Here is a 25,778-nt window from a genome sequence, read left to right on the forward strand (position 1 = left end):
CGACGTACCTCCCCGAAACCGACTGTTTTCGAACGACACCACCACCCGACACCACACCAACGATGCCCCTCGCAACCGACGACTTCCTCGACATCGACGACGTGACGCCCGCCGAACTGGACGCCCTGCTCGACCGCGCCGCCGCGATGAAGGCGGGCGAGACCGGCCCTCGACTCGGGGACGCGACGCTGGGGATGATCTTCGAGAAACCCTCGACGCGCACCCGGGTCTCCTTCGAGACGGGCATGACTCGACTCGGCGGCCACGCGATGTTCCTCGGCCCCGACGACATCCAGCTCGGCCACGGCGAGCCGCTGAAGGACACGGCGCGGGTCCTCGGCCGGTACGTCGACGGCGTGATGGCCCGGCTGTTCGACCACGAGGACGTGGAGACCCTCGCCGAGTACGCCGACTGTCCCGTGATCAACGGGCTCACCGACGAGGCGCACCCCTGTCAGACGCTCGCCGACCTCCTCACGATCCGGGAGACGGTCGGCGAGGACGCCACGGTCGCGTGGGTCGGCGACGGCAACAACGTCGGGCAGTCGTTCGTCGTCGGCGCGGCGATGGCCGGCGTCGACGTGGAGGTCGCCACGCCCGCCGACTACGGGATGGACCCCGACGTGTTCGACCGCGCCGCCGAGTTCGGCGCGGACGTGGCGCCGACGGCTGATCCGGCGACCGCTATCGAGGGCGCCGACGTCGTTTACACCGATGTCTGGATCTCGATGGGGCAGGAAGACGAGCGCGAGGAGAAGCTCGCCGCCTTCGACGGGTTCCAGGTGAACGCCGACCTGCTCGCGGACACCGGCGCGAAGGTGATGCACTGCCTGCCCGCGCACCGCGGCGAGGAGATCACGGACGGCGTGCTCGAATCCGACCGGGCATTGGTCTGGGACCAAGCGGAGAACCGGATGCACGCGCAGAACGCGCTGCTCGTCGAGCTGCTCGGCGAGTCGTGAGGGCGCCGCTGGCGGGGCCGAACCGGAACTGCCGCGGCCTCACCGGCGGTACGGCGGCTCGCGGTCGTCCATGAGGAAGACGCTGTCTTGGTTCGGGTCGAAGTACACCTCCAGCGCGCGGAGGGCGCCCACGTACGCCGCGACCGCGGCGAACACGAACGAGATAGCTGCCGGAACGACGAGGCCGAGGACCATACCGAGTCGATCCTGCCGCGGCGGACTAATGCGTGTCGGCGGAGCGGCGGCGCGTGCCGACGAGCGCCCGCGGGGCGCGAGTCGCACGCGCGAGGGACGCGGTGAGCGACGGGCGACCGAAGGGAGCCCGGAGTGAACCGCGAGGCTGGGGCGGTGTGAGGTGCGGCGCCGTGTGGTCGGGGCGGGACTCGAAGGGGCAGTCGCCGGCGGCGAAGCCGCCGGCTGCCCGTGGCGCGTAGCGCCACGTTGCCGCGAGGCCGAAGCACGCCGCAGTAAGCACCGCAACGAGGGAGCGTCAGCGACCGAGTGAGGCGCGCAACAGGGCGCGCGAGTCTCGCGGCTAGGGCTTCGGAGGTGTCGTCGGCGATCAGCAGGTGTCTGCGTAGATCCGGGCGGCTGGGGATTGGGAGGCGGTCGCCGTAGAACCGCAGTTCACGAACGACCGAGCGTCTGAGGCGCTGACGGTGTCTGCTGTCGATCCGCAATCAGTGGTAGAAACAGCACCGACCGGATCTAGTTCCCGGTCCAGCGCAGTATCGCGAGCGTCCCCTCGAAGAGGGCGATCATCGTGAGCGTCACGATGATCGGCGCCATCCCGGTCGGATCGGGGCTGAACAGGAACGCGATCCCGAGGAACGACCCCCAGCAGACCAGCCGCTTCGCCTCCAGCCACTGCCGGGTGACGAGATTCATCATGATCGCGAGCATGATGAAAAGCGGGATCTGGAAGACGATCGCCATGAACGCGAGCATGATGACGATCAGGTTGAACGTCTCCGCGAGCCCGAAGGCGATCGTCGCGGCGTCGGAGGTGTAGGTGGTGAAATACGAGAAGATCGCGGGCAACACGAGGAAGTGCGCGAACGCGATCCCGACACCGCCTAAGATTAGGCTCGTCGGGACCGCCGCGAGGTAGTAGCGGCGCTCCGTCTCGTAGAGTCCCGGGCGCATGAACCGGTACGTCTCGTAGACGAACGCCGGGAGCCCGACCACGACGCCCGCGAGACCGGCCACCTTCAGGCGGGGGAGCGGGAGTTCGAGCGGGCCGTACAGCCGCGGGCGGTTTGCCAGCGGCGCCGGGATGTGGTAGCGCCAGAAGTAGTTGATCAGCTCCGTCGACTCGGTGACGACGACGAGCGTCGCCAGCCCGCCGATGAGGAAGACGACCGCGAGCCGGCGCATCATCTCCTCGATGTGCGCGGCCAGCGGCATCTCCTCGTCCGTCTCCGGCCCTTCGATACCCTCGAACGGCTCGTCCTCGACGGCCGTGGCGGCGTCGGCGGTCGGTGCGTCCGCGGTCGTCGCCGGCGTGCCGCCGTCGCCGAGGCTCTGGGCGTCGTCCGTTGCCGGGAGGCCGTCAGTCGACGGGTCGGCGGCGTCCGCGGAGCCGGTGGCCGCGGAGGCGGCCGAGTCGGCGTCAGCGGAGGCGGTCGAGTCGGCGTCAGCGGAGGCGGTCGAGTCGGCGTCGACCGCGGCAGGGTCCACCTCGGGTCCGACCCCTGCTTCGACCTCGGACTCGACGCTCTCGGACGCGGCGTCGACGGACTCGACGCTCTCGCCGCCCTCTCCGGCGGCGTCGCTCTCGGGTTCGCCCTCGTCGGTCGACCCGTCAGCGGCGGCCGAGTCGTCGTCGCGCGGCCGGTCCGAGTCGTCCATTCAGTTGCCCTACGCGACCGGGCGGTTATCAACCTTTTCGGATGGCGGCGTCGCGCGGGGGCGAAACCGGGTCTCGCGGCGGCGACGGAGCGACCGAAGCGGCGGCCTGGCCGGGCCCGGCGGGCTCGTAACTGCTCAACGGCCCCGCGACGGCTCGGTGGCCGGAGCGCCCGCGGTCGAAAAGGTTGATAACGGCGACGACCGTCGCCTTTCGTATGGCGAGCGCCCTCGACGAAGACACCCAGCAGTCGATCGCGGAGGGCCGCGAGACGGCGAAGGCGTTCCTTCGATCGATCCAGAAGGATCTCCAGAAGGTGTTCGTCGTCTTCCTCATCGGCTTCCTCGCGACGTTCTGGGCGCTCCGAACGTACATCTGGGACCGGCTGCGGGAGGTGACCGAGTCCAACATGAGCGCCGCCGTCGCCGAGGAGGCGGACATCATCGCGACGACCCCGTTCGAAGTGATCCTCCTCCAGGCGAAGATCGGGCTGATCGTGGGCGCGATCGCCGCGATCCCGCCGCTGATCTACGTCACCCGCGACGAACTCCGCGCTCGCGGTATGTGGCCGCAGTCGCCGATCGCCCGCTGGAAGCTCGCGCTCCTCGGACTGCTCGCCGCGGGGCTGTTCTCCGCCGGCGTCGCCTACGGCGTCTTCGCCTTCTTCCCGCTGATGTTCGGCTTTCTCGCGGAGTTCGGGCTGGAGGCCGACATCCAGCCCACCTACGGGATCGTGATGTGGACTGAGTTCATCGTCTTCCTCTCCCTCTCGTTCGGCCTCGCCGGACAGATGCCGATGGTCATCACCGGGCTGTCGTACGCCGAGATCGTCCCGTACGAGACGTTCCGCGACAAGTGGCGCTACGCGGTCGTCGCCATCTTCGTGTTCGGCGCCGTCTTCTCGCCGCCGGACCCGTTCACCCAGCTACTGTGGGCGTTCCCGCTGGTCGCGCTGTACGGCTTCAGCCTCTACCTCGCGAAGCTCGTCGTCACGGCGAAACGGAGCTCCGACCGGATCGACGTGCTCGGCGCCGTGCGGAACCACTGGAACGTCGTCGGGAGCGCGACCGTCCTCGGTGGCGCGCTCGTGTACGGCTTCTACGAGTACGGCGGTCGAACCGCGGTCAACGACCTGCTCCGGCTCGCGGGGAGCACGCGGCGGTTCCTCGAACCGGGCGCCGGGCTCGGCGTCGACCCGACGACCGCGCTCGGCGTCTACGCGGCCGCGTGGGCGATCGCGTTCGCGGCCGTCGCGACGCTGTGGGCGGTGTACACCGACCTCGACACCGCGAGCGCGGGCTACCGGTACGGCGACCCGACCGCCATCGACGTGGGCGAACTCGACGCCGCGGGCGTGCGGGCGGCCCCCGCGGACGCGTTCGCCGAGATGGGCGAAGAGGAGTCGCTCGCGCTCGCGCAATCCGCGATCGACGACGACGACCCGGAGAAGGCGCAGGCGATCCTCGACCGCTTCGACGAGGCGAACGAGGGGAGCGACGGCGACAGTGGCGCGGACGGCGACGGCGGCGCGGACGACGCCGGCGAGGACGGGCTCGTCGGGAACGTCCAGAACCGGACCTCGCGGGCGAGTTCGACGTTCCTCGCGGAGCTCACCGACGGCAACGAGGAGGAGGCCGAAGACGACATCGGCGGCTACTACACGGACCTCAAGTTCATCTTCGACTCGCTGCGCACGCGGTCGTTCCGGATCGTCGCGGTGTTCGGCGCCGTGATGGCGGCCGCGTTCACGTGGCTGTACCTCGGCGGGCTCGGAACGGTCCGGGGCGACCTCGAACGGCGCGTGCCCGCGGAGGTCGAGGGTGGGATCAACATCATCACGCTCCACCCGGTCGAGGCGCTCATCTTCATGGTGAAGTTCTCGGTGATGCTCGGGATCTTCGCCGCGTTCCCCGTGGCCCTCTACTACGCGTGGCCCGCGCTCCGCGAGCGCGGCTTCGTCGCCGGGCGGCTCTATCAGGTGTACCTGTGGGCGGGCGCGCTCGGCGCCGGGATGATCGGCGGCTTCGCACTCGGGTACGCGTACATCGCCCCCGAGATCATCGGCTGGCTCGTCACCGACGCGCGCCTCGCGGACATGGTCATCACCTACCCGGTGAGCGACTTCCTCTGGCTCGTCATCTACACGACCATCGGGATCGGCTTCCTCGCGGACATCCCCATCGCGATGGTCCTGCTGAACAACGCCGGCGTCCCGTACCGCGTGTTCCGCGCCCGCTGGCGCGAGGTGACGATCGGGATCCTGCTCGTCGCGGCCGTGTTCACCCCCGCCGACGTGATCACGATGTTCCTCGCGACGATCCCGTTGATGTTGGCGTACGGCGTCGGCGTCGGCGTCCTCTTCCTCGTCACCTTCGGGGGGCGGCGGGACCTCTCTCCGCCCGCGGAGTTCGTCGGGGAGTGAGTCCCCGCGCTCGGCGCGGCCGACGGCGAGAACGGGCGCTGCCGGTCCCCGCGACCGACGACTATTCCCGCGCGCGCCCGCAACGGACGAAGTGAAATGAGCAAGGACTACATCGAGGTCCGCGGCGCCGAGGAGCACAACCTCAAGGACCTCGACGTCCGGATCCCGCGGGAGGAGTTCACCGTCGTCACCGGGCTCTCTGGCTCGGGGAAGTCGTCGCTCGCGTTCGACACCGTCTACGCAGAGGGACAGCGCCGCTACATCGAGTCGCTGTCGGCGTACGCGCGCAACTTCCTCGGACAGATGGACAAACCGCAGGTGGAGTCCGTCGAGGGGCTCTCGCCGGCGATCTCGATCGACCAGAAGAACGCGGCGAACAACCCACGGTCGACGGTGGGGACCGTCACCGAACTCCACGACTACCTCCGGCTGCTGTACGCCCGGATCGGCACCCAGTACGACCCCGTCACGGGCGAGGAGGTCGGCGAGCAGTCCGCCCAGGACATGGTGAAGCAGATCCTCGACCTGCCCGAGGGCACGCGGGCGAAGATCGCCGCCCCGGTCGTCCGCGACCCGAAGGGCGCCTTCGAGGACTTATTCGAGGAGCTGGTGAGCGACGGGTACAGCCGCGTCGAGATCGACGGCGAGCCCGTCGATCTCACCCTCGACGACCCAGACCTCAACGAGAACTACGACCACACGATCGACGTGATCGTCGACCGCGTTCGAGTGGCCCCGGACGCGCGCTCGCGGATCACCGACTCGGTCGAGACCGCCCTCGAGGAGGCGGGCGGCGTCCTCAAGCTGATCGTCCCCGACCCGCCCGAGGACGTTCCCTTCGCGTCGAACGCGCGCTCGACGGGATCGCTCGCGGCCGACGCCGACGGCGACGACCGCCTCGTCGTCGAGTTCTCCGAGGAGCTGGGCAACCCCAACTCCGACGTACAGTTCTCCGCGATCGAGACGCGCTCGTTCTCCTTCAACAGTCCGTACGGCGCCTGCCCGGAGTGCGAGGGGATCGGCTCGACGAAGGAGGTCGACGAGGACCTCGTCGTCGAGGACCCCTCGAAGCCGCTGAAGCACGTGTTCGAGCCGTGGAGCTACGACCGCACCTACTACTCGCGCCAGCTCGACAACGTCGCGGAGCACTTCGGCGTCGACCTCGACACGCCCTTCGAGGAGCTCGACGAGTCGATCCGGCGGCAGTTCCTCTACGGCACCGACGGGAGGGTCCACTTCGAGTGGACGACGAAGAACGGCACGCGCGAGAAGACGGAGCGCTTCGAGGGCGTCATCCCCAACTTGGAGCGCCGCCACGTCGAGACCGACTCCGAGCGCGCCCGCGACCACATCGAGGAGTACATGGCCGTGACCACCTGTCCCGAGTGCGAGGGCACCCGACTGAAGGAGCAGTCGCGGCACGTCCTCGTCGCCGGCACGTCGATCACCGAGGTGAACGAGCTGTCGATCGCCGACGCCCGCGAGCACTTCGAGGGAATGGAGGCGGAGCTGAACGAGCGCGAGACGACGATCGCCGAGGAGATTTTAAAAGAGATCCGCGCGCGGCTCGGCTTCATGGAGGAGGTCGGGCTGGAGTACCTCACGCTCGACCGCGAGGCGTCGACGCTGTCCGGCGGCGAGAGCCAGCGCATCCGGCTCGCGACGCAGGTCGGCTCCGGACTGGTGGGCGTCCTCTACGTCCTTGACGAGCCCTCCATCGGCCTCCACCAGCGCGACAACGACCGTCTGCTCGACACGCTCGAAGGGCTCCGCGACCTGGGCAACACGCTGCTCGTCGTCGAACACGACGAGGAGACGATGCGGCGCGCCGACGAGATCATCGACATGGGCCCCGGCCCCGGCAAGCGCGGCGGCGAGGTCGTCGCGCAGGGCGACTTCGACGAGGTGGTCGGGACCGACGAGTCGGTGACCGCCGACTACCTCGCGGGCCGGAAGTCGGTCCCGGTGCCCGACGAGCGGCGCGGGCCAGCCGGCGAACTCGTGGTGACGGGCGCGCGCCAGCACAACCTGAAGGACCTCGACGTGCCGATCCCGCTCGGCACGTTGACGACCGTCACCGGCGTCTCCGGCCCGGGGAAGTCGACGCTCGTCAACGACATCCTCTACAAGGGGCTGGCGCGAGAGATGAACGACAACACCTCGGTCGATCCCGGCGCACACGACGCGATCGAGGGGCTCGACGGGGTCGAGACGGTGCGGCTCATCGACCAGTCGCCGATCGGGCGGACGCCGCGGTCGAACCCCGCGACGTACACGGACGTGTTCGACCACGTCCGAGAGCTGTTCGCGGAGACGAAGCTCTCGAAGCGCCGCGGCTACGAGAAGGGCCGCTTCTCGTTCAACGTGAAAGGCGGCCGCTGTGAGGAGTGCGGCGGGCAGGGGACCGTCAAGATCGAGATGAACTTCCTCTCGGACGTGTACGTCCCCTGCGAGGAGTGCGGCGGCGCCCGCTACAACGACGAGACGCTCGACGTGGAGTACAAGGGGAAGACCATCGCCGACGTGCTCGACATGAGCGTCGCGGAGGCGTACGACTTCTTCGAGAGCCACCGCGGGCTCGAACGCCGCCTGAAACTGCTGAAGGACGTGGGGCTCGGCTACATGGAGCTGGGCCAGCCCTCCACCACCCTCTCGGGCGGCGAGGCGCAGCGCGTCAAGCTCGCCGAGGAGCTCGGCAAGCGCGCGACCGGCGACACGCTCTACCTACTCGATGAGCCGACGACGGGGCTCCACAAGGAGGACGAGCGCAAGCTGATTGACGTGCTCCACCGCCTCGTCGACGCCGGCAACACCGTGGTCGTCATCGAACACGAGCTCGACCTCGTGAAGAACGCCGACCACGTGATCGACCTCGGCCCCGAGGGCGGCGACGGCGGCGGCGAACTCGTCGCGAGCGGTACCCCCGAGGAGATCGCTCGGGAAGACGCCTCGCACACCGGGCGCTACCTCCGCGACATGCTGCCCGACGTGGACCTCGACGGCCCCCGCGACGACCGTCGGAAGCCCGCGGTCGCGGACGACGACTGAGCGGCGTCTGTGGCGGCTTTCGGGGCGAAATTGGGAAAAGAACTTTTGCTCGACATCGCTTGACACACGGTCATGGAACGACGGTCGTTCCTCTCCGTTGGCGGCGCAGCGGTCCTCGCGCTCGCGGCCGGGCGCTCCTCCACCGCCGAAGGCGCCGGCGGTCCCGCGGCGGCGGTCGAGGCGTACTACCGGCGGGCGAGCGCGAGCGAAGACGCAGAGGCGTTCGCGGCGGACGTTCCGGCGCTCGCGCACCCCGTCTCCCCGCTCTCGACGCTCGCCGAGGACGTGCCGATGGCGTTCGACACCACGGTGAGACAGGAGCTCGCCGACGCCGCGGTCGTTGAGGAGAACGTCTCGGCCGACCGGATCCGCTCGATATCCGGATTCCTGTCGGCCTCGCTCACCGACGAGGAGCTGGAGTCGATCGCCGCGGAAAACGCGGTCGTCTCGGCGACCGTCGTCGGTGGCGACGGGGGCGAGTTCGAGCGTCGGTGGCTCGTCGCGACCGACGACGGCGAGTGGGGCGTCGTGTGGCCCGGCGAACCGGAGGGACCGGTGACAGTCGTCAGGGAGTACTACCGGCGGGCGGGCGAGGCCGAGAGCGCAGCGGCGTTCGCCGACGACGTCCGGGAGCTCTCGCACCCCGCGTCGCCGCTGGGCGAGGTGGCGGCGGACGTGCCGGGCCTCTTCGACGGCGCGCGGCGTCAGGGGCTCGTCGAGGCCGCCGTCGTCGCCGAGGACGTGGACGCCGAGCGCGTCCGGAGCGTCTCGGACTTCTTCGCCGGGGCCGCGGACGACGAGACGATCGAGACCGTCGCCGCGGAGAACGCGGTCGTCTCGGTGACAGTCACCGACGGCGACGGCGACGAGTTCGAACTGGAGTGGCTCGTCGCGACCGCGGACGGCGAGTGGCGGCTCGTCTGGCTCTGAGGGTGCGATCGTAACCGGGACGACGCGGCGCCGAGACCGTCGCGTTACCCCGCCGTCGGCCGACGGCCGGGCGATCCGACGGCTCTCGCAACGACGAGGAGCGCGATCAGGTCGACGGTGAGCGCCGCGATGGAACCGAAGCGGAACAGGATCAAGAGACCCAGTACCGCCACGGCGAGCCCGACGGCCGCGCGACGGGCGCGGTCACGGTCGGGGAGCAAGCGGGACACCTGAGCGCCGACGCCGACCTGCGCCGCGAAGAGGAGGACGCCGAACGGGGACACGGCTGGCATACGGCCCGATTCCGACCGAGCCTGTATGAATATGTCGGCGGGGCGACGAACGCCCGGACGGAGCGTGGGTCGGGGCGACCGCCTCGCGGCGGTGTCGGAGCGGCCGAGGCGACCCCCGCGACCCGCATCTTGATGCCGCGGCGCGCCGTCGCCCCGGTCATGCGAGAGATCACGACGGACGACGTCCCGGAAGCGCTCGGCCCGTACTCGCAGGGGATCGTCTCGGGCGACACGGTCCACGTCTCCGGGAAGACGGGCGTGGACCCCGACACGGGGGAGGCGCCCGACTCGGTCGGCGAACAGACGACGCAGACGCTCGAAAACGTCGCCGCGATTCTGGAGGCGGCCGGGACGACCCCGGACGCGATCGTGTCGGCGACCGTCTACCTCACCGACATGGCCGACTACGACGCGGTGAACGAGGCGTACCGGTCGTTCCTCTCGGAGCCGTACCCGGCGCGGACCTGCGTCGAGGTGTCTCGGCTCCCCGCGCCGCTCGACGTCGAGATCACGGTCACGGCGGAGCTCGACGGCGGCGACTGAGTTCTCGGGGCGGGGGGAAACCCGCTCCCGGCTCAGAACTTCTCCAACAGGTCGCCGTAGAACTCGCCGCCGCGGTCGTCCGCGAGCTTCTCGACGATGAGCTCCGGCGTCGACCGCGCGAGGTGCCCCTTCTTCGGCGAGCGGTTCACGCGGAGTTCGCCGTCGACGAGCCCCGCGGCCTCGATGCCGTCGACCGCGACTTCGAAGTCGGCGGCGGCGCGAATCTCGCGAGCGAGGTGCGAGACGAAGACGGCGGTCGCGTCCTGGTCGTCGAGCGCCTCCAAGATGCCCGCGATGATCTTCGCGGAGGCGCCCGGCTCGGTGATGGATTCGAGTTCGTCCACCAAGACCAGCCGACCGTCGGCGCCGTCGACGAGATCGCCGAAGTCCCGCAGCGTCGCCTCGAACGCGCCGGCGTCGAGAGTGCCCTGCGACTTCGCGTAGTAGTGGATCTCCTCGAATCGCTCGACGGTCGCCGACTCGGCCGGCACGGGCATCCCCATCTGCGCGAGCACGACGACCAGTGCGACCAGATCGAGCGTCGAGGTCTTCCCGCCGGAGTTCACCCCGGAGAGCAGCGTCGCGCCCGACACGCCGTAGTCGACGGGCTCGACATCGGGGAAGTCGACGTCGAGGAGCGGGGAGCGACCGCCCTCGATGCGGAAGCCGGCGGGCGGGGCCTCGCCGCCGTCGTCGCCCGCCGGCTCGACCACCTCGGGCAGCGTACAGTCGAAGTCGCGCGCGAACCGCGCGACGGCGAGCTCGACGTCGAGCTCTAGGGCGTCGCGGACCAGCTCCTCGACCGGCTGGCGGAGGTCCCCGAGGTCGCTCGCGAGGTCGGCCTTCAGCTTCGCCGCCCGGCGGTCCCGGGCCGCGGAGAGCTCGGTCCGGAGCCGCGAGATGGCGCTCTCGTCGTGGTCGACCGGGAAAGATGGGGCGCCGCCGAAGACGGGCTCCGCGAGCTCCGCCTCCTCGGGTTCCAGTCGGAGCGCGTCGGCGAGGTGTTCGCGGGCGGCGTCGACGGCCGCGTCGTACTCGTCGGCGAGCTCGCGGTCCAGCAGGGAGTCCACGCGGGCGCCCTGCTCGACGAGGGAGAGGAAGTCGGTCCCCTCGATGGTGACGTCGCGCTCGCGGATCGCCTCGCGCAGCCGGTCGTCGGCGACAGAGGCGGCCGTCGACACCGCGGCGTCGAGGTCGTCGACGGCGGCGGTGAGCCGGTCCAGCTCCGCGTCGCCGGCGATCGTGCCGTCGTCGTCGAGCCGCGAGAGCGCGTCGCGCAGGCGGTCGAGGGCGACCGGAGGGCCGCCGCCCGAGACGGGGTCGCCGGCCGCCGCGGCCGCCTCGTGGACCGCCGCGGCCGCCTCCAGCCGGTCGCGGTTCTCGGCGAAGAAGGCGAGCAGCCGCTCGGGCACCGTCTCCGCCGGCGCCTCCAGCGCGTCCGGCCGCACGCTCACGTCGCCCTCCACGTCGAGCCCGGCGAACGACTCGTCCAAGACGATCACGGACGCGTACGAGCGGCCCAGCTCGGAGACGTCACGCGCGTCCTCGACGGTCTCGACGGAGAGCTCGGGGACCTCCGCCTCGGCGCGCGCGAGCGTCTCGGCGTCGGCCGTCGCGAGGCAGCGGTCGCGGACGCGGACGGTCGGGGGGTCCGACAGGGGCGCGCAGTCCGCGAGCGCCTTGCGGACCGCCGGGTCGGGGTCGCGGTCGGCCGCGTCGGCGGCGAACGACTGCGCCTCCGCGATCCGCGAGGCGGACGCGCTCGGGTAGAACGTCTCCAGCCGCTTCGCCGCGTAGTCGGTGACGGTGCGCTCGCGCAGCAGGTCGATCGCCTCCCGGTACAGCTCGCGGGCGCGGTCGGTGGCCAGCACGCGACCGTCGTCGCCGTGGCGGCGCCGGATCGCTCCGCGGGCGATGCGGGCCGCGCGGGCCTCGTTGACGCCCGGCGCGCGGGCGATGGCGGCCACGTCGCCGGACTCGACGGTCGCGACCGGGTCGTCGAGTTCGCGCAGCGAAGCGGCCGTCTTGGCGCCGACGCCGGGGATCGCCTCCAGCTCCATCTACCCGCCGGTATCACGGCAACGGTGTAAAGCGTGCGGGTCGCTCCCGCGGATCCCCGCGGCGTCCGGCGGGTCGGGGGGCGGCGCGCGTCTCAGAGCGAGGACCAGCGCGCCGGGTGCGACGCCCTTTTTCGCGCTCGTCGCCAACGCCTGCCATGAGTCAGGACGCGCGTGCCGTCGGCGACGGGTCGCTCGACCCCGAGGCGGCGGCGAAGGCGGCGACCGCCCGCGAGGCGCTCGGCGAGCGCGACGGGGTGCTCGTCGCGTTCTCGGGCGGCGTCGACTCCGCGGTGGTGGCCGCGCTGGCAACGGAGGCGCTCGGCGACGACGCCGTGGCGTGTACCGCCCGCAGCGAGACGCTCCCCGCGGCGGAGCTCGACGACGCGAAGCGAGTCGCCGACGAGATCGGGGTCCGCCACGAGACGGTGACGTTCTCCGAGCTCGACGACCCGAACTTCGTCGCCAACGACGGCGACCGGTGTTACCACTGCCGGACCATGCGGCTCGGCCGGATGTACGAGACCGCGAAGGAGCTGGGGATCGACACCGTCTGCGACGGGACGAACGCGGACGACCCCAGCGAGGGGCACCGACCGGGGCTCCGCGCGGTCGAGGAGCTCGACGTGTTCTCGCCGCTGCTCGACGCCGGGATCACGAAGGCGGAGGTCCGCGCGATCGCCGAGTCTCGCGACCTCTCCGTGGCCGACAAGCCCTCGATGGCGTGTCTCTCCTCGCGGATCCCGACCGGGCTGGAGGTCACCGAGGAGCGGCTGACCCGCGTCGAGAAGGCGGAGCGGGTGCTCCGCGAGTGGGGCTTCGAGGGGTTCCGGGTTCGCGACCACGACGGCCTCGCACGCGTCGAGATCGCCCCCGACGAACTGGAGCGCGCGCTCGACCCGGCCTTCGCCGACGCCGTCCACGAACACCTCACCGACCTCGGCTTCGAGTACGTCACCCTCGACATGGCCGGCTACCGAACCGGGAGCGTGAGTCCGGGCGGCGAGGAGGTGGGCGACGGGGATGCGGGCGACGAGAACTCGGACAACGCGAACGGAGAGCCCGCCGGGAGCGACGCGGCGGACGACGGCGCCGACCTCGGGCGGCGGTACCCGCGCTGAGGCGCCGGCGACCGCCGAGAGCGGCACCGGCGCCGGAATGAGGGCGGCGTTATCACCGGAGAGAACCCGGCGGGAACGCTTATAACCCGTGTTACTAAAGCGACACCTATGCGAGAGGCACAGACGCTGGCGGTGATCGCCGGCGGCGTCGGGGGGGCCGTCGGGGCGTTCGTGGGCGTCGCGATCGGCGGCTCGGCGCTCTCGGTGACGATGACCACCCTCGGGGTCGCCACCGTAGTCGGCGTCGGCGTCATCGCGAGCGCGGTCATCGCCGGCGACGTGGAGTTCCTCGCCGACGCTGACGGCGAGTGAAGAGGGCGGCGCGAACCGCTGCGACGCGGCCGAAAGGGGCCGGGCGGGTGCGAGTTCGGAGTACCGTTCAAGTGCGAGTTTCACGTAAACGGACACGATGGCCGCTGCGGCGTCGTTCTGGGAGGAGTGCGACCGATACCACGAGCTCGCGGAGCGGTTCCAGCGCGGCATCGAGATCACCCACCCCGATCGGCTCACCGGGCGGAGCGGCTACTACAGCGAGTGCGGCTGCGCCTGGTGCGCCGAGGAGGTCAGGTACTTCGAGTACCGCGGCGAGCGGCTGTGAGCGGGCCGTGTCCGAGAGGCGCTCCCGCCGGTGAAAATCGGGGGCGACCGCGCGCTTCAAGGCCCCGCCGCGACGAACGGACGCCATGAGTCTCATCGCGTTCGACTTCGACGGGACGCTCTCCGACTCCGAGATGACGGTCCTGCTCGCGGAGCGGGCGGGCGTCGCCGACGAGGTCGCCGAGATCACCGAGCGGGCGATGAACGACGAACTCAGCTACGCCGAGAGCCTCTACCGGCGCGCGGAGCTGCTGGAAGCCCTTCCCGAGGCGGAGGTCGAGGACGCGTTCGACGCGGTGCGGATCCGGCCCGGCGCCGCGCGTCTCATCGAGCGCCTCCGCGACGAGGGGCACCACGTCGCCGTCCTCACCGGGGGGTTCGAGCGCGGCGTCGAGGCGGCGCTCGCTCGCGAGGGGGTCGCCGTCGACACGATCGTCGCCAACCGACTGCCGACCGGACCGGACGGCGCCCTCACCGGCGAGGCGGAGGGACCGCTGATCGAGGGGACGAAGGACGACGCGCTCGCCGACCTCGCGGCCGAGGTCGGCGTCCCGATGCGCGAGACGGTGGCGGTCGGCGACGGCGCGAACGACCTCCCGATGCTGGAGGTCGCGGGCCTGGCGGTCGGCTTCGTCCCGAAGTCCGCGGTGCGGCCGGTCTGTGATTCGGTCGTCGCCTCCATGTACCGGCTGGGGAAGGTGCTGGAGGCGCACGGCGTCCTCGCGGCCGGGGACTGATCACCGAACCGGTTCGGGCCGGCGATACCTGACCACGTTGGGCTGAAGGGTTAAACAGAAACGGGGGCGATATGTTGGCATGAGCGTCTTCGCCGGGGTGGTCCGATGCTACCGACGCTGACGTATCTCCAGTTTCACCTCGTCTTCAGTCTCCCCGTGCTGGCGCTGCTGTGGTACCTCGCCCCGCGGTACGAGGCGACGCGGCAGCGCCGGGCGGTCGGTGGGATCGCGATCCTCGTCGCCATCGCGTACGCCTACACCACCCCGTGGATCAGCTACATGATCCGCCGGGGCGCCTGGGGGTACGCGGACGGCGCCGTCGTCGCGCGGGCGCTCTCGATCCCGCTCGGCGAGTACCTGTTCTTCGCGATCCAGACGATCGTGGTCGCGTTCGCGCTCCACCGGATCGGTTTCGATCCGACGTTCCGCGAGGGCGACTTCGACCGCGTGCCCCGGGCCGCCGGCGTCCTCGTCGGCCTCGCGATGGTCCCGATCGGGCTGGGGCTCGCGTGGCTCGACCCGTCGTTCCTGTACCTCGGCGGGCTGATCGCGTGGGTCGGGCCCGTCCTCGCGCTCCAGTGGGGCGTCGGCGGCGGCTACCTCGCGCGCACGCCGCGGCTGTGGATCACGGCGACGCTCGCCCCGGCGGCGTACTTCTGGGTCGCCGACCGGATCGCGATCGGCATGGGGACGTGGTACCTCTCGCCGGAGTTGACGACCGGGATCGCGGTCCTCGGCCTCCCGATCGAAGAGATGCTGTTCTTCGTCGCCGCGGGAGTGATGACGATCAACGGCCTCGTCTTGTTCGAGTGGGTGCTCGACTGGAACGACCGCCGCGGGGCGGCGGCGGACGCTGTCGCCGGCGCCGGGTCGGAGCCCGAGCGGGACGTTCGCGGCCCCGAGTCCCCGGCCGACCCGGACCCGGACGTAGTCGATGACTGAGGCGTCGGAGGCGTCGCGGAGCGCGGCGGACGCCCGGTCCGTCGCGACCGCGGGACGCGGGGCCGACGAGAGCGTCGGCGACGGGCGCGACGCCGACCCGGCGGCCGAGCGGGTCGACCGGTGGTTCGCGCGACGTCCGGCGCTGGCGCTGGCGGCGCTGTTGCCGGTCGGCGCCGCGACCCCCCTGTTTCCGGTCGAACTCGGCGTCGCGACGTTCGCGCTCGGCACCCTCGCCGTCGGGATGGCGCACGGGGCAGTGGACCACCTCGTCCCCCTACGGGCCGCGCCGGGCGTGTCGCTCCGGCGGTCGATCGCGGTCGTCTCCGTCGGCTACGCGGTCCTCGGTGGGGCGGTCGTCGCAGCGTTCTTCGCCGCGCCCGTCGCCGCGTTCGTCGGGTTCATCGCGCTCACGTGGCTCCACTGGGGGCAGGGCGACGTGGCGACGCTCGCGATCGCGGGCGTCGACCACCTCCCCACCTCGGCCGAGCGCTGGCTGGCGCTTATCGTCCGCGGCGGCCTCCCGATGGGCGTCCCGCTCCTCGCGCACCCCGAGGAGTACCGGCTGGTGGCCGAGTGGATCGTCGGCCTGTTCCTCGTCGACGGGGGCGCGGCCGCGACGGCCGTCGACCCCCTGTTCGCGCCCGCGGTCCGCGCCGGGGTCGGCGTCGGGATGGCGGCCGCGACGCTGGCGTCGGTCGGGCTCGGCTACCGGCGGGTTCGGAGCGGGCGCGACGCCGGCGGCTGGCGCCGCGACGCCGGCGAGCTGGCCGTGCTGTGGGCGTGGTTCCTGCTCGCCGCGCCGGTGTTCGCGATCGGGGTGTACTTCGCGCTGTGGCACGCGCTCCGGCACGTCGGCCGGCTCGTCCTCGTCGACCCAGCGGCGGCGAGCGCGGCGTCGGCCGGCGACGCGGTCGGCGCGCTCGCCCGCTTCGGGCGCGACGCGGCGCCGCTCACGCTCGGCGGGTTCCTCGTGGTCGGCGCGGTCGGCGTCTCGGTCCCCGCGGGCGTGGCGGCGCCCGGCGACCTGCTCGCCGTGTCGCTCGTCGCCATCGCCGCCATGACGCTCCCGCACGTCGTCGTCGTGGCGTGGCTCGACCGGCGGGAGGGAGTCTGGCGGCCGGGCGCCGGGGCCTGATCGGCGCCGACCGGAGGCGGCCGGTGCCGGCACCGCACCGCTCTTGGTCGGCGACGGCGTCCGTCCGGTAGATGGACGAGATCGCGATCCGCGAGCCGCGACCGAGCGACGCCGAGCCGCTGGAGGCGCTCATCACCTCTCATTTCACCGAGGGGAGCTCCTACGGCGTGGACCTCGGGATCGACGACCCGACGTACCACGTGCTGGTCGCGGTCGAGGGGGACGCCGTCGAGTCGGCAGGAGACGCGGTTGACGGCGAGAGTGACCGAACCGACGCTGTCGACGGCGAGGGCGACCGGGACGGCGCGATCCTCGGCGTCATGGCGCTCCGCGAGTTCACCGATCCGACCGCCGCCGCCGACGAGATGTACTTCTTCGACGACCCCGACCTGCTGCCCGCCGCGGAGCGGTACGGCCACTCGAAATGGGGTACGTCAGGGAGGGCGCGACGGGTCGGGGGATCGGCAGTCGGCTGCTCGGTCGCCTCCACGAGGCCGGCGCGGAGCGGGGCGTCGACCTGTTCCTCGCGGACTCGTGGTACCACGGCGGCGACGACTCCCCGGAGAAGCTGTTCGACGCGCACGGCTACGAGACGATCCACCGCGACCCGATCGAGCGCCCCGCGGCGGAGTGCCCGAAGTGCGAGGAGACGTGTACCTGCGAGGGCGTGCTCGCCGTGCGGCGCGTCGCGGGCGACGCGACCGACGCGGAGGCGAGCCGGTCGTGAACCACGACCGCGTCCACGCCAGGGAACCGTCGCACCACGTCGACCAGTGGTCGGTCGGCGTCGTCGAATCGATCGGCGAGCGCGACGGCCACTGCGTCGTGACGGTGCGGCCGATCGTGCCGGAGAGAGAGGCGGGAGGAGATGAAGCGGTGGCAGACGGGGACCGCGGCGAGCCCGTCGAGTTGACGCTCACGCTCGCCGTACGGGACCTGTTCGTGAGCCGGCTCCCGATCGACGACGGCGAGTCGCCGGTCGGCGAGCGCGTCTGGTACCGGGAGCGGGGCGGGTGAAGGAGGGACGAGCGGAGCGGGCCGTCGCTACTCTAGCTGGTGGTAGTCCAGCTCGTGTCCCTCGTCGAGGGCGGCCTGGACGGCGTCGCTCGGCTGATCGACCGGTTCGGTGCGGAGCGTCATGCCGCCGACGTCGGCCGCGTCGAAGTAGACGTTGCGCCGCCAGTCGGGGTCGGTGTCGGGGTGGTCGGTGCGGTAGTGCGCGCCGCGCGACTCCTCGCGTTCGAGCGCGCCGCGGAGGACCGCCTCGGCGGCGACAAGCATGAAGCCGGCGTCGACGGCGAGCTCGAACGACTCGCTGGTGACCGGCCCGACGCGCATGTCCGCGGCGCGGTCGCGGACGGCGGCGAGGCGGTCAAGCCCCTCGCGGAGCGACGACTCGTCGCGGAGGATGCCCGCGTGCTCCCACATCAGCTCGCGGAGGTCTGCGAGCACCGCGTCGACCTCGTTGGCGCCGTCGTTGTCCGCCATCGCGCGCAGGTCGCGGAGGTGCGGCTCGACGGTCTCCTCGCGGAGGGCGTCGGGCACCTCGCCCGGGCCGTCGACGCGGTCGGCGATCCGCTCGCCCGCAACGACGCCGTACGCGACCGTCTCGGCCAGCGAGTTGCCGCCGAGGCGGTTCGCGCCGTGAACGCCCGCCATCGTCTCCCCGATGGCGAAGAGGCCGTCAACGTCGGTCTCGCCGTGGTCGTCGACGGCGACGCCGCCCATCCCGTAGTGGGAGGTCGGCGCGACCTCGACGGGCTCCTCGGCCATGTCCACGCCGAGGTCTTGGAACCGCTCGTACATTCTGGGGAGCCGCTCCTCGATGAAGTCGGCGTCGCGGTGAGAGATGTCGAGGTAGACGCCGCCGTGCTCCGTGCCGCGCCCCTCGCCGATCTCGCGGGCGATGGCGCGGGCGACCACGTCGCGGGCGTCGAGCTCCATCTGGTCCGGAGAGTAGCGCTCCATGAACCGCTCGCCCTCGGCGTTGAACAGGCGGCCCCCCTCGCCGCGGACGGCCTCGGTCACGAGGCGGCCGCTCCACGGCGCCCACTCGGGGTCGGCCTCGTCGACGGCCATCCCCGTCGGGTGGAACTGCATGAACTCCATGTCCATCAGCGACGCGCCGGCGTCGAAGGCCAGCGCCGCGCCGTCGCCGTTGTTCTCGTCGTCGCGGGAGGTGTGCCGGTTGTAGATCGCCGCGTGGCCGCCGGCGGCGAGAACGACGGTGCCCGCGTTGAACAGTACGAACTCGCCGTCATCCATGTCGAAGCCGACCGCACCGTGGACGGCCTCGCCGTCGGAGACCAGCTTCGTGATCATCACGTTCTCGCGGTAGGGGACCGACAGCGCCTGCGCGCGGTCGACGAGCGTGTTCAGCAGCGACTCGCCGGTGTGGTCGCCGGCGAAGGCGGTCCGGCGGAACGACTGCGCGCCGAAGAACCGCTGGTCGATCGCGCCGTCGTTGGTGCGGGAGTACGCCATCCCCCAGTCGTCGAGCTCGCGGAGCCGCTCGGGCATCTGCGCGGTCACTGTCTCGACCTTCCCGGGATCGTTGATCAGGTGGCCCTCGTTGAGGGTGTCCGCCGCGTGGATCGCGGGCGAGTCCTCGGGGTCGTGGGTCCCGAGCGCGCCGTTGATCCCGCCCCGAGCCCACGTGGTGTGGGCGTCGCCGTGTCCGCGCTTCCCGAGGACGAGCACGTCGTCGACGCCGCGCTCGGCGAGTTCGATCGCCGCGCGCGCGCCGGCGGCGCCGGCGCCCACGACCAGGACGGACACGTCCTCTCGCGCGTACTCGACCGGCTCGTCAGTCGGGGCTCGTTCGTCCATATTCAAACGGAGGGTCCGGAGACGGGTAAGCCTCACGGGCGTGTGCGTGCGCGCGCGAAGGCGGCGCGAACACACGACCGAGGACGGTGGGCGCGTCCCCTATCGCTCCGCGTCCCAGCCGGGCGTGCCGGGCGCGCCGGCGTCGTCCTCGACGGCGCGGGCGAGGCGGTCGCGCGCGTCGCGGTCGAGGCCGACCCGCTCGCCGTCGGCGCCGGCGCGCTCCGTCCACTCGCGGATCGCGGACCCGACCCACGAGTCGGCCTCGCGGGCGTCGTCCCGAGCCTCGGCCATGCGGTCGCGCGTCACCGACAACGATCCAGGGCGAGAGCCGACGGCGGCGCCGGCAAAGCGGGCACGGTCGTCGGCGGTCGCCCTGCCGTCGCGGAGCCGGGCGACGACGCCGTCGAGGTCCTCCGGGTCGGGGTACGCGAACACCGTCGCGCCGAGCGCCTGCGGGCCGAACGCGGGCGCCGGGAGGTCGTCGGCCGGCTCGTCGTCGAGGAGCCGGTCCCCGCCCCCGGCGGCCTCGACGCGCTCGCACTCGGTCTCGGCGTCGAGTTCGAGGTTGTGACCCGGGTAGCTCGAACAGGTGCGCGGGTAGCGGTCGTCGCCGTGGATCCGGCACTGGAGCGTCGTCGGGTCGAGGAAGGCGCAGGCGCCGAGCCAGCGCGGCTCGTCGGTCCCGATCGGTGCGACCGGTTTGGGGGGCTTCCGGAGGCCGACGACGAAGACGGGGCGGCCGTCGATCGCGGCGAGGTCGGTCCCGTCGATCCGAACGCGCTCGTCGCGCTCGGCCGGCTCGAACAGTCGGGGGATCAGGGCGTCGCCCAGGCCGTCGTCGACGATGCCTACGACCTCGTCGCGGGTGAGCGGGACGAGGTCGTAGGTGTCGTCGAGCGGGGGACGAGGCCCGGTGCGGTCTGAGCCCGCCGCGGCCGGATCGAGCGGACGCCAGTCGACGCAGCAGCCGGCGCAGCCCTCACAGCGGAGTTCCATACGGCCCTGCCAACGGTTCGCAGTGTGATAAGTTGTCGGCGGAACGCGAACCGGACGCGAACCGAGTCCGGACGGGACGCGAACCGGGCGCGTCCCGGACCCGGACCGTTTTGCCGACCCCGGCCGAACGTCGTCACGAGATGGACTCGGAACGGGCAGAACTCGGGCGGCTCGCGGTCCGGATCGTCCGAGAACACGAGGCCGCGGCGGTGACGCCGGGGGTGGTCGTCCAGCGGCTGGCGGTCGAGTACGACCGCGAACACGAGTACAGCGAGGTGTTCGACCTGCTCCACGAGCTGGAAGAGACGGGCGAGCTCGTATACCACAACGGGGAGTACAACGAGTTCGCCGCGCCCGAGTGACCCCGAGGGGACGCCGCCTCAGAGCTCGCCCTTCGTGCTTGGCGTGTCGCTGCGGCGCTCGTCGAGCCGAGTGGCGTCGTCGAGCGCGCGCGCCAGCGCCTTGAACAGCGCCTCGACCTCGTGGTGGGCGTTGTCGCCGCGCTCGACCGCGGCGTGGAGCGTCAGCCCGGCGTTGTGGGCTACGGAGAGCGCGAAGTGGTCGGCCATGACGCTGGTGAACTCCCCGACAGACTCCTGTGAGAACTCTCCGGAGAACTCGTAGTACGGCCGTCCCGCCACGTCGACGACGACGCTCGCGACCGCCTCGTCGAGCGGGACGTGGCGGTCGGCGTACCGCCGGATTCCGCGCTTGTCGCCGAGCGCCTCGTCGAACGCCTCGCCGAGGCAGATCGCCACGTCCTCGACGGTGTGGTGGTCGTCGATGTCGAGGTCGCCGTCGCAGCGGACCGTGAGGTCGAACAAGCCGTGCTTCGCGAACGATTCGAGCATGTGGTCGTAGAAGCCGACCCCTGTCGAGACCTCGCTGTCGCCGTCGCCGTCGACCGCGAGCGTGAGTTCGATGGTCGTCTCGCTCGTCTCGCGGGTGACGGCCGCGGTCCGGTCGTGGTCGCTCATACCGGCCCGTCGCGGGGGATTCGTAAGTCGGTTGTGGGTGGCGCGGGGGCCACGGCGGCCGACCGGCGGCGGTCCCGGTCCGCGCTGGGGCAGGCGGGCCGGGTCAGTCAGACCGAGGCCAGCGGTGGATATTTGTCGCGTCGGGGAGGCGTCTCTACACGTATGGACGGCCCCGAGCCCGACGAGACGCGCGACACCGCGCCTTCACCCGCCGACGTCGAGGACCCCGACGCCGTCGACGCGGACACCGGAGAGGGAGAGCTCGAACGGACGATCGGGCTCGCCGGCGGCCTCGCGATCGGCATCGGCACGATGATCGGTGCGGGGATCTTCGTGTTCCCGGGGCTCGCGGCCGAGAACGCCGGACCGGCGGCCGCCGCGTCGTTCGCGATCGGCGCAGTGGTCGCCCTGCTGGTCGCGCTGCCGGCCGCCGAACTCGCCACGGCGATGCCGCGCAGCGGCGGCGGCTACTTCTTCATCTCGCGGGGGCTGGGCACCGGCCCGGGCGCGGTGGTCGGGCTCGGCCTCTGGCTCGGGCTCGTGTTCGCCTCCGCGTTCTACCTCGTCGGGCTCGGGAGCTACGCCGGGCAGGTGTTCCTCGAGGCGGGGATCGCGCTCCCGGTCGACCCTGCGGTCCCGCTCGGCGTCGCGTTCGGCGTCGGGCTCACCGCGCTCAGCGTCTTCGGGACGGAGAACACGGCGGCGCTCCAGAACGCGATCGTGATCGTGTTGCTCGTTATCCTCACGCTGTTCCTGAGCTACGGGAGCCTCGACGCGCTGGGCGTCTTCGGGGCCGAGAGTACCCCCGAGCGCTTCTTCCCGCCCGGCGGGGCGCTTCCGGTTCTCCAGACCGCCGCGCTCGTGTTCACGTCGTACCTCGGCTTCGCGCAGGTCGCGACGGTCGCCGGGGACATCAAGGAGCCCTCGCGGAACCTCCCGCTGGCGATGGTCGGCTCCGTGGTCGTGGTCGGCGTCTTCTACGTCGTCACCATCTTCGTGGCGACGAGCGCGTTCGGGAGCGCGCGGCTCGGCGAGTTCGGCGAGACCGCGATGGTCGAGGTCGCCCGCGAGTTCGTCGGCTTCCCCGGCGCGCTCGCCATAGTGATCGCCGGGCTGCTGGCGACGTTCTCCAGCGCGAACGCGTCGATACTCAGCGCGTCGCGGGCGGTGTACGCGGTGAGCCGCGACGACCTCATCCCCGAGGCCGCGAGTCGGGTCAACCTCGCGTACGGGACCCCGCACGTCGCCTTGGGGCTCGCCGGTGGCCCGATCGTCGTGCTCGCGGCGACGGGACAGGTGGAGCTGCTCGCGGAGGTGGCGTCGTTCCTCCACCTCGTGATGTACGGCCTGCTCTGCGTGGCGCTGGTCCGGCTCCGCCGCGAGCAGCCCGACTGGTACGCGCCCGCGTTCCGCTGTCCGGCCGGGGTCCCCGTCGCCGCCGTCGGCGGGGTCGCGAGCTTCGCGCTTATCGCGTTCATGCAGCCGGCGTCGATCGGCGTCGGCGTCGCGATCATGGTCGCCGCCTACGGCTGGTACCGGTACTACGCGACCGACGTGGAACTGAGAGGTGACTTCTAAGATGTCCGACACACCCGCGAACGACGACGAGGCACAGCCCGGGACCGGCGAGGACGACTCAGGTCCCGAACCCGACGGCGAGGGACCGCCCGAGTCCGGGGGGGACGCGCGGCCCGACCCCGACCGGCCGTCGGTGTTGGTCCCGCTGGCGGTGTTGGAGGGGGAGTCGCTCCCCACCGGAACGCCCGAACTGCTCGCGAACGCCCGCGTCGTGCTGCTCGGGTACCACGTGATCCCCGACCAGACCGCGACCGAGCAGGCGCGCGAGCAGTTCGGCGAGAAGGCCATGTCGAAGCTCGACGAGTTCGCGGCCCGGCTCGCCGCGGCCGGGGCCGACGTCGAGACGCGGCTCGTGTTTACACACGACAAGGAGACGACGGTCGACCGGCTCAGCTACGAGTACGACAGCCTCGCGGTGTTGGTCCCGAACAGCACGGACCGTGTGGAATCGGTCCTCGTGGCGCTCCGCGGGACCGTCGGCGCCAGCCGGAACGCCCGGCTCGTCGCCGGCCTGTTCGCCGACGCGGGCGTTGCGGTGACGCTGTACCACGCGCTCGACGAGGGGGAGTCCCGCGGCGACGGCGAGGCGTTCTTGAACGGGGTGAAAAGCGACCTCGCCGAGCGCGGGGTCGACTCGGACCGGGTCGAGCTGGTGGTGGAGACCGGTGACGTCCCGATCGACGACATCGCGAGCCGGGCCGAGTCGCACGACGCAGTCGTGATGGGCGAGACCGACCCGTCGGTCACCACGTTCGTCTTCGGGATGCCGTCGGAGCAGATCGCCGAGCGCTTCCTCGGCCCGGTGTTAGTCGTTCAGCGCGAGCGTCCGGAGGAGTAGTCGGCGGCGACGCCGCCGGGAGCGCGTCGTCGCCGGCTGAGTAGAGCGCTCAGACCTCGTCCGCGGCCGCCTGTGCCTCTCGGAGCGTGAACTCGCCCTCGTATAACGCCGTCCCGACGACGACCGCGGCCGCGCCCGCCTCCTTCAGCGCGACCACGTCGTCGACCGCCGCCACGCCGCCGGAGGCGATCACCGGGATCTCGACCGCGTCGACCACGCTCGCGACCGCCTCGCGGTCGATCCCATCCAGCTGCCCCTCCACGTCGACGTTCGTGAAGAGGATCGCGCCGGCCCCCAGTTCCTCGTAGCGGGCGGCGGCCTCGGCGGGGTCGAGCCCGGTCCCCTCGGTCCAGCCAGAGACGACGACCTCGCCGTCCTTCGCGTCGAGGCTGACGACGACGCTCCCCGGGTGGGTCTCGTCGATCTCCGCGACGATATCCGGGGTCTCGACCGCCGCGGTCCCGAGGATGACGCGGTCGAGCCCCAAGTCGAGCAGCGCGCGCGCGCCCTCGGCGGCCCGGATGCCGCCGCCGAGCTGGAGGCCGACCGCGTCCGCGCCGTCGCCGCCGACCGCGTCCACGACCGACTCGAGCGCGCCGGCGTTGACGCGCTCGCCCTCGAACGCGCCGTCGAGATCGACGAGGTGGAGGGTCTCGGCGCCCGCCTCGACCCAGCGCTCGGCGGCCGCGACGGGGTCGCCGTAGCGCTTGCCCGTCCCGCGCTCGCCGCCGACCAGCTGGACGACCTCGCCGTCCTGCACGTCGACGGCGGGGATCACTTCGAACTCCGAGAAGTGGCTCATACGGGACTGAAGCCCGCGACGGCGATTAAACGGGTCGGTTCGAGGCGGAAGGAGGGCCGAGCGGGGGGCTCCGGGGGGCCGTCGGCTCACACCACCGAGATGAGCAACTGCGAGACGTCCTCGTCGTAGGCGGCGGGGTCGGTCGCGAGCGCCTCGGCGCTCTCGGCGCCGGCGAGCCGTCGCACAGCGCTCTCGGCGTCGATCGAGTCCGGCAGCGCCGCGTCGAAGGCGTCGAGAAGGGGATCGGTCGGATACGCGCCGCCGGCGACGATCACGTCGGTTCCGTCGTGCCAGACGCCGAGGCGGGCCCCGATGTCGAGGGGTCGATCGAGTCCCGCGGCGGTCCCGTCCGGGAGCGGGACCTCGCCGTCGAGCGCGTACTCGCCGGTCAGCCGCCACACGGTCGCCGTGTTGCCGGACCGGACGGTGGAGATCCCCTCGTCGGCGATTTCGACGTTCTCGCTGCCGGCGCTCCGGAGCTGCCCGCGGAAGGCGTCGGTCGCGGCCGCCTCCACCTCGCGCATGATCCGCTCGCGGCCGATCCCGGCCGGGAGTCGGTCGACGGCGGGCCGGAGGTCGATCCGCGTCGCGAAGAAGACGACCGGCGACCCGGACCCGCCGAGCGTCTCGGCGAGCGCGTCCGCGACGGGCGCGTACTCGTAGATTCCCGTGTGTTCGAGCGCCCGGACGGTGACGGGACCGTACGACCGCTCGAACACCGTCCGCTCGAACTCGTCGGTCCGTCGCCAGTCGTCGACCCGGTCGCTCGTCACCTCGGGGGCCGGGACTGGCCCGTCGCGGGCGCCGAGACAGCCGGCGAGCCCGGCGACGCCGACCGCCGCGCCGCCGGCGAGCAGGCGGCGTCGGGTGGTCGTCTCGCGTGGGGGCGGCGTCGCCGCAGATCCGTTCGTCGGACGCTGCTTCATACGAATTCGACGGCCGCGACGGGGAAATCGGTGTCGCCCCGACCCGGATCCCTTATGTAACCACCGAGTACAACAACCGAGTGATGACCGACGACGAAAGCAGGACACGGCGGCGACGCGCTCGGCCACACACCCGGCGGCGGTTCCTGACTGCGGCCGGGGCGGCGGGGGCCGTCGCGCTCGCCGGCTGTAGCGC

24 protein-coding genes and 1 pseudogene are annotated in these 25,778 nt (G+C 71.8%); 16 read left to right on the forward strand and 9 right to left on the reverse strand.

The annotated features are described in order from the left end of the window. The first annotated feature begins 62 nt into the window (after positions 1–62). Positions 63–962: an ornithine carbamoyltransferase gene (argF, locus tag B9H04_RS05190; protein WP_049932106.1), complete on the forward strand. Its 900-nt coding sequence runs from the start codon at positions 63–65 to the stop codon at positions 960–962. Positions 963–1,001: 39 nt separating this feature from the next. Here argF and B9H04_RS18585 read toward each other — a convergent pair whose 3' ends face one another. After that, positions 1,002–1,157, reverse strand: a complete 156-nt coding sequence (locus B9H04_RS18585; RefSeq protein WP_167373085.1) for a hypothetical protein — start codon at positions 1,155–1,157, stop codon at positions 1,002–1,004. 513 nt (positions 1,158–1,670) lie between these two features. Continuing rightward, complete coding sequence (tatC, locus tag B9H04_RS05195; protein ID WP_085682507.1) at positions 1,671–2,813, reverse strand: twin-arginine translocase subunit TatC; 1,143 nt, start codon at positions 2,811–2,813, stop codon at positions 1,671–1,673. Between the two features lie 215 nt (positions 2,814–3,028). Here tatC (B9H04_RS05195) and tatC (B9H04_RS05200) point away from each other — a divergent pair, with 215 nt between their 5' ends. The 3 genes from tatC (B9H04_RS05200) (at position 3,029) to B9H04_RS05210 (ending at position 9,211) form a co-directional block, all read left to right on the forward strand. Continuing rightward, the gene (gene tatC / locus B9H04_RS05200) at positions 3,029–5,233 is read left to right on the forward strand and encodes a twin-arginine translocase subunit TatC (protein WP_085682508.1); all 2,205 of its coding nucleotides are present in this window, start codon (positions 3,029–3,031) and stop codon (positions 5,231–5,233) included. Between the two features lie 96 nt (positions 5,234–5,329). Continuing rightward, positions 5,330–8,281, forward strand: a complete 2,952-nt coding sequence (gene uvrA, locus B9H04_RS05205; protein WP_085682509.1) for an excinuclease ABC subunit UvrA — start codon at positions 5,330–5,332, stop codon at positions 8,279–8,281. A gap of 72 nt (positions 8,282–8,353) precedes the next feature. Then, positions 8,354–9,211 (forward strand): hypothetical protein, encoded by an 858-nt coding sequence (locus B9H04_RS05210; RefSeq protein ID WP_049932097.1) that lies wholly within the window; start codon positions 8,354–8,356, stop codon positions 9,209–9,211. A 44-nt stretch (positions 9,212–9,255) separates the two neighbouring features. Here B9H04_RS05210 and B9H04_RS05215 read toward each other — a convergent pair whose 3' ends face one another. Next, on the reverse strand, positions 9,256–9,504 hold the full coding sequence (locus tag B9H04_RS05215) for a hypothetical protein (protein WP_049932095.1): 249 nt from the start codon (positions 9,502–9,504) through the stop codon (positions 9,256–9,258). A gap of 159 nt (positions 9,505–9,663) precedes the next feature. Between B9H04_RS05215 and B9H04_RS05220 the strand changes: the two genes are divergently transcribed. Then, the gene (locus B9H04_RS05220) at positions 9,664–10,047 is read left to right on the forward strand and encodes a RidA family protein (protein WP_085682510.1); all 384 of its coding nucleotides are present in this window, start codon (positions 9,664–9,666) and stop codon (positions 10,045–10,047) included. A gap of 32 nt (positions 10,048–10,079) precedes the next feature. Here B9H04_RS05220 and B9H04_RS05225 read toward each other — a convergent pair whose 3' ends face one another. Further along, positions 10,080–12,107: a MutS-related protein gene (locus B9H04_RS05225; protein WP_085682511.1), complete on the reverse strand. Its 2,028-nt coding sequence runs from the start codon at positions 12,105–12,107 to the stop codon at positions 10,080–10,082. Positions 12,108–12,262: 155 nt separating this feature from the next. Between B9H04_RS05225 and larE the strand changes: the two genes are divergently transcribed. From larE to B9H04_RS05265, 8 genes and pseudogenes are all read left to right on the forward strand, one after another. Then, positions 12,263–13,225, forward strand: coding sequence for an ATP-dependent sacrificial sulfur transferase LarE (larE, locus tag B9H04_RS05230; RefSeq protein WP_049932092.1), 963 nt, complete (start codon positions 12,263–12,265; stop codon positions 13,223–13,225). Between the two features lie 108 nt (positions 13,226–13,333). Beyond that, entirely contained in the window at positions 13,334–13,537 is a 204-nt protein-coding gene (locus B9H04_RS05235) for a hypothetical protein (RefSeq protein WP_049932090.1), read from the forward strand. 97 nt (positions 13,538–13,634) lie between these two features. Continuing rightward, the gene (locus tag B9H04_RS05240; protein WP_049932088.1) at positions 13,635–13,823 is read left to right on the forward strand and encodes a hypothetical protein; all 189 of its coding nucleotides are present in this window, start codon (positions 13,635–13,637) and stop codon (positions 13,821–13,823) included. Positions 13,824–13,908: 85 nt separating this feature from the next. Then, positions 13,909–14,559: a phosphoserine phosphatase SerB gene (gene serB, locus B9H04_RS05245; protein WP_049932087.1), complete on the forward strand. Its 651-nt coding sequence runs from the start codon at positions 13,909–13,911 to the stop codon at positions 14,557–14,559. A 105-nt stretch (positions 14,560–14,664) separates the two neighbouring features. Then, a complete protein-coding gene (locus B9H04_RS05250; RefSeq protein WP_049932085.1) occupies positions 14,665–15,501 on the forward strand; it encodes a lycopene cyclase domain-containing protein in 837 nt (278 codons plus the stop codon). Beyond that, the gene (locus B9H04_RS05255; RefSeq protein ID WP_049932084.1) at positions 15,494–16,636 is read left to right on the forward strand and encodes a Brp/Blh family beta-carotene 15,15'-dioxygenase; all 1,143 of its coding nucleotides are present in this window, start codon (positions 15,494–15,496) and stop codon (positions 16,634–16,636) included. Before B9H04_RS05250 ends, B9H04_RS05255 begins: the two co-directional genes overlap by 8 nt. Before the next feature lie 71 nt (positions 16,637–16,707). Then, positions 16,708–17,363: pseudogene (locus B9H04_RS05260) on the forward strand (N-acetyltransferase family protein). Next, positions 17,360–17,653: a DUF7861 family protein gene (locus B9H04_RS05265; protein ID WP_049932083.1), complete on the forward strand. Its 294-nt coding sequence runs from the start codon at positions 17,360–17,362 to the stop codon at positions 17,651–17,653. The pseudogene B9H04_RS05260 and the gene B9H04_RS05265 overlap by 4 nt, the downstream one beginning before the upstream one ends. 27 nt (positions 17,654–17,680) lie before the next feature. On the opposite strand, the gene B9H04_RS05270 is transcribed toward B9H04_RS05265, so the two are convergent. Then, complete coding sequence (locus tag B9H04_RS05270) at positions 17,681–19,465, reverse strand: L-aspartate oxidase (protein ID WP_049932080.1); 1,785 nt, start codon at positions 19,463–19,465, stop codon at positions 17,681–17,683. A gap of 99 nt (positions 19,466–19,564) precedes the next feature. Next, the gene (locus tag B9H04_RS05275; RefSeq protein WP_049932079.1) at positions 19,565–20,461 is read right to left on the reverse strand and encodes a YkgJ family cysteine cluster protein; all 897 of its coding nucleotides are present in this window, start codon (positions 20,459–20,461) and stop codon (positions 19,565–19,567) included. Positions 20,462–20,601: 140 nt separating this feature from the next. Here B9H04_RS05275 and B9H04_RS05280 point away from each other — a divergent pair, with 140 nt between their 5' ends. Continuing rightward, positions 20,602–20,823: a hypothetical protein gene (locus tag B9H04_RS05280; protein ID WP_049932077.1), complete on the forward strand. Its 222-nt coding sequence runs from the start codon at positions 20,602–20,604 to the stop codon at positions 20,821–20,823. 18 nt (positions 20,824–20,841) lie between these two features. On the opposite strand, the gene hisB is transcribed toward B9H04_RS05280, so the two are convergent. Beyond that, positions 20,842–21,438, reverse strand: a complete 597-nt coding sequence (gene hisB / locus B9H04_RS05285; protein ID WP_049932076.1) for an imidazoleglycerol-phosphate dehydratase HisB — start codon at positions 21,436–21,438, stop codon at positions 20,842–20,844. Positions 21,439–21,600: 162 nt separating this feature from the next. On the opposite strand from hisB, the gene B9H04_RS05290 reads away from it, so the two are divergent. Further along, entirely contained in the window at positions 21,601–23,016 is a 1,416-nt protein-coding gene (locus B9H04_RS05290) for an APC family permease (RefSeq protein ID WP_049932073.1), read from the forward strand. A 1-nt stretch (position 23,017) separates the two neighbouring features. Further along, positions 23,018–23,854 (forward strand): universal stress protein, encoded by an 837-nt coding sequence (locus B9H04_RS05295; protein ID WP_049932071.1) that lies wholly within the window; start codon positions 23,018–23,020, stop codon positions 23,852–23,854. Between the two features lie 49 nt (positions 23,855–23,903). On the opposite strand, the gene hisA is transcribed toward B9H04_RS05295, so the two are convergent. Beyond that, on the reverse strand, positions 23,904–24,656 hold the full coding sequence (gene hisA / locus B9H04_RS05300; protein WP_049932069.1) for a 1-(5-phosphoribosyl)-5-[(5-phosphoribosylamino)methylideneamino]imidazole-4-carboxamide isomerase: 753 nt from the start codon (positions 24,654–24,656) through the stop codon (positions 23,904–23,906). Between the two features lie 86 nt (positions 24,657–24,742). Continuing rightward, the gene (locus B9H04_RS05305) at positions 24,743–25,582 is read right to left on the reverse strand and encodes a hypothetical protein (protein ID WP_085682512.1); all 840 of its coding nucleotides are present in this window, start codon (positions 25,580–25,582) and stop codon (positions 24,743–24,745) included. Between the last annotated feature and the right edge of the window lie 196 nt (positions 25,583–25,778).

This window comes from Halorubrum ezzemoulense DSM 17463, assembly GCF_002114285.1.
Taxonomy (GTDB): domain Archaea; phylum Halobacteriota; class Halobacteria; order Halobacteriales; family Haloferacaceae; genus Halorubrum; species Halorubrum ezzemoulense.

What these genes read in the sequence shown, in the direction of transcription:
- B9H04_RS18585 (WP_167373085.1), bottom strand. Translation starts at nt 1,157, where the DNA reads ATGGTCCTCGGCCTCGTCGTTCCGGCAGCTATCTCGTTCGTGTTCGCC.
- B9H04_RS05240 (WP_049932088.1), top strand. Translation starts at nt 13,635, where the DNA reads ATGGCCGCTGCGGCGTCGTTCTGGGAGGAGTGCGACCGATACCACGAG.
- B9H04_RS05270 (WP_049932080.1), bottom strand. Translation starts at nt 19,465, where the DNA reads ATGGACGAACGAGCCCCGACTGACGAGCCGGTCGAGTACGCGCGAGAG.
- tatC (WP_085682507.1), bottom strand. Translation starts at nt 2,813, where the DNA reads ATGGACGACTCGGACCGGCCGCGCGACGACGACTCGGCCGCCGCTGAC.
- B9H04_RS05305 (WP_085682512.1), bottom strand. Translation starts at nt 25,582, where the DNA reads ATGAAGCAGCGTCCGACGAACGGATCTGCGGCGACGCCGCCCCCACGC.
- B9H04_RS05275 (WP_049932079.1), bottom strand. Translation starts at nt 20,461, where the DNA reads ATGGAACTCCGCTGTGAGGGCTGCGCCGGCTGCTGCGTCGACTGGCGT.
- B9H04_RS05225 (WP_085682511.1), bottom strand. Translation starts at nt 12,107, where the DNA reads ATGGAGCTGGAGGCGATCCCCGGCGTCGGCGCCAAGACGGCCGCTTCG.
- B9H04_RS05290 (WP_049932073.1), top strand. Translation starts at nt 21,601, where the DNA reads ATGGACGGCCCCGAGCCCGACGAGACGCGCGACACCGCGCCTTCACCC.
- uvrA (WP_085682509.1), top strand. Translation starts at nt 5,330, where the DNA reads ATGAGCAAGGACTACATCGAGGTCCGCGGCGCCGAGGAGCACAACCTC.
- B9H04_RS05220 (WP_085682510.1), top strand. Translation starts at nt 9,664, where the DNA reads ATGCGAGAGATCACGACGGACGACGTCCCGGAAGCGCTCGGCCCGTAC.
- hisB (WP_049932076.1), bottom strand. Translation starts at nt 21,438, where the DNA reads ATGAGCGACCACGACCGGACCGCGGCCGTCACCCGCGAGACGAGCGAG.
- B9H04_RS05295 (WP_049932071.1), top strand. Translation starts at nt 23,018, where the DNA reads ATGTCCGACACACCCGCGAACGACGACGAGGCACAGCCCGGGACCGGC.
- tatC (WP_085682508.1), top strand. Translation starts at nt 3,029, where the DNA reads ATGGCGAGCGCCCTCGACGAAGACACCCAGCAGTCGATCGCGGAGGGC.
- argF (WP_049932106.1), top strand. Translation starts at nt 63, where the DNA reads ATGCCCCTCGCAACCGACGACTTCCTCGACATCGACGACGTGACGCCC.
- B9H04_RS05250 (WP_049932085.1), top strand. Translation starts at nt 14,665, where the DNA reads ATGCTACCGACGCTGACGTATCTCCAGTTTCACCTCGTCTTCAGTCTC.
- B9H04_RS05235 (WP_049932090.1), top strand. Translation starts at nt 13,334, where the DNA reads ATGCGAGAGGCACAGACGCTGGCGGTGATCGCCGGCGGCGTCGGGGGG.
- B9H04_RS05210 (WP_049932097.1), top strand. Translation starts at nt 8,354, where the DNA reads ATGGAACGACGGTCGTTCCTCTCCGTTGGCGGCGCAGCGGTCCTCGCG.
- serB (WP_049932087.1), top strand. Translation starts at nt 13,909, where the DNA reads ATGAGTCTCATCGCGTTCGACTTCGACGGGACGCTCTCCGACTCCGAG.
- larE (WP_049932092.1), top strand. Translation starts at nt 12,263, where the DNA reads ATGAGTCAGGACGCGCGTGCCGTCGGCGACGGGTCGCTCGACCCCGAG.
- hisA (WP_049932069.1), bottom strand. Translation starts at nt 24,656, where the DNA reads ATGAGCCACTTCTCGGAGTTCGAAGTGATCCCCGCCGTCGACGTGCAG.
- B9H04_RS05280 (WP_049932077.1), top strand. Translation starts at nt 20,602, where the DNA reads ATGGACTCGGAACGGGCAGAACTCGGGCGGCTCGCGGTCCGGATCGTC.
- B9H04_RS05255 (WP_049932084.1), top strand. Translation starts at nt 15,494, where the DNA reads ATGACTGAGGCGTCGGAGGCGTCGCGGAGCGCGGCGGACGCCCGGTCC.
- B9H04_RS05215 (WP_049932095.1), bottom strand. Translation starts at nt 9,504, where the DNA reads ATGCCAGCCGTGTCCCCGTTCGGCGTCCTCCTCTTCGCGGCGCAGGTC.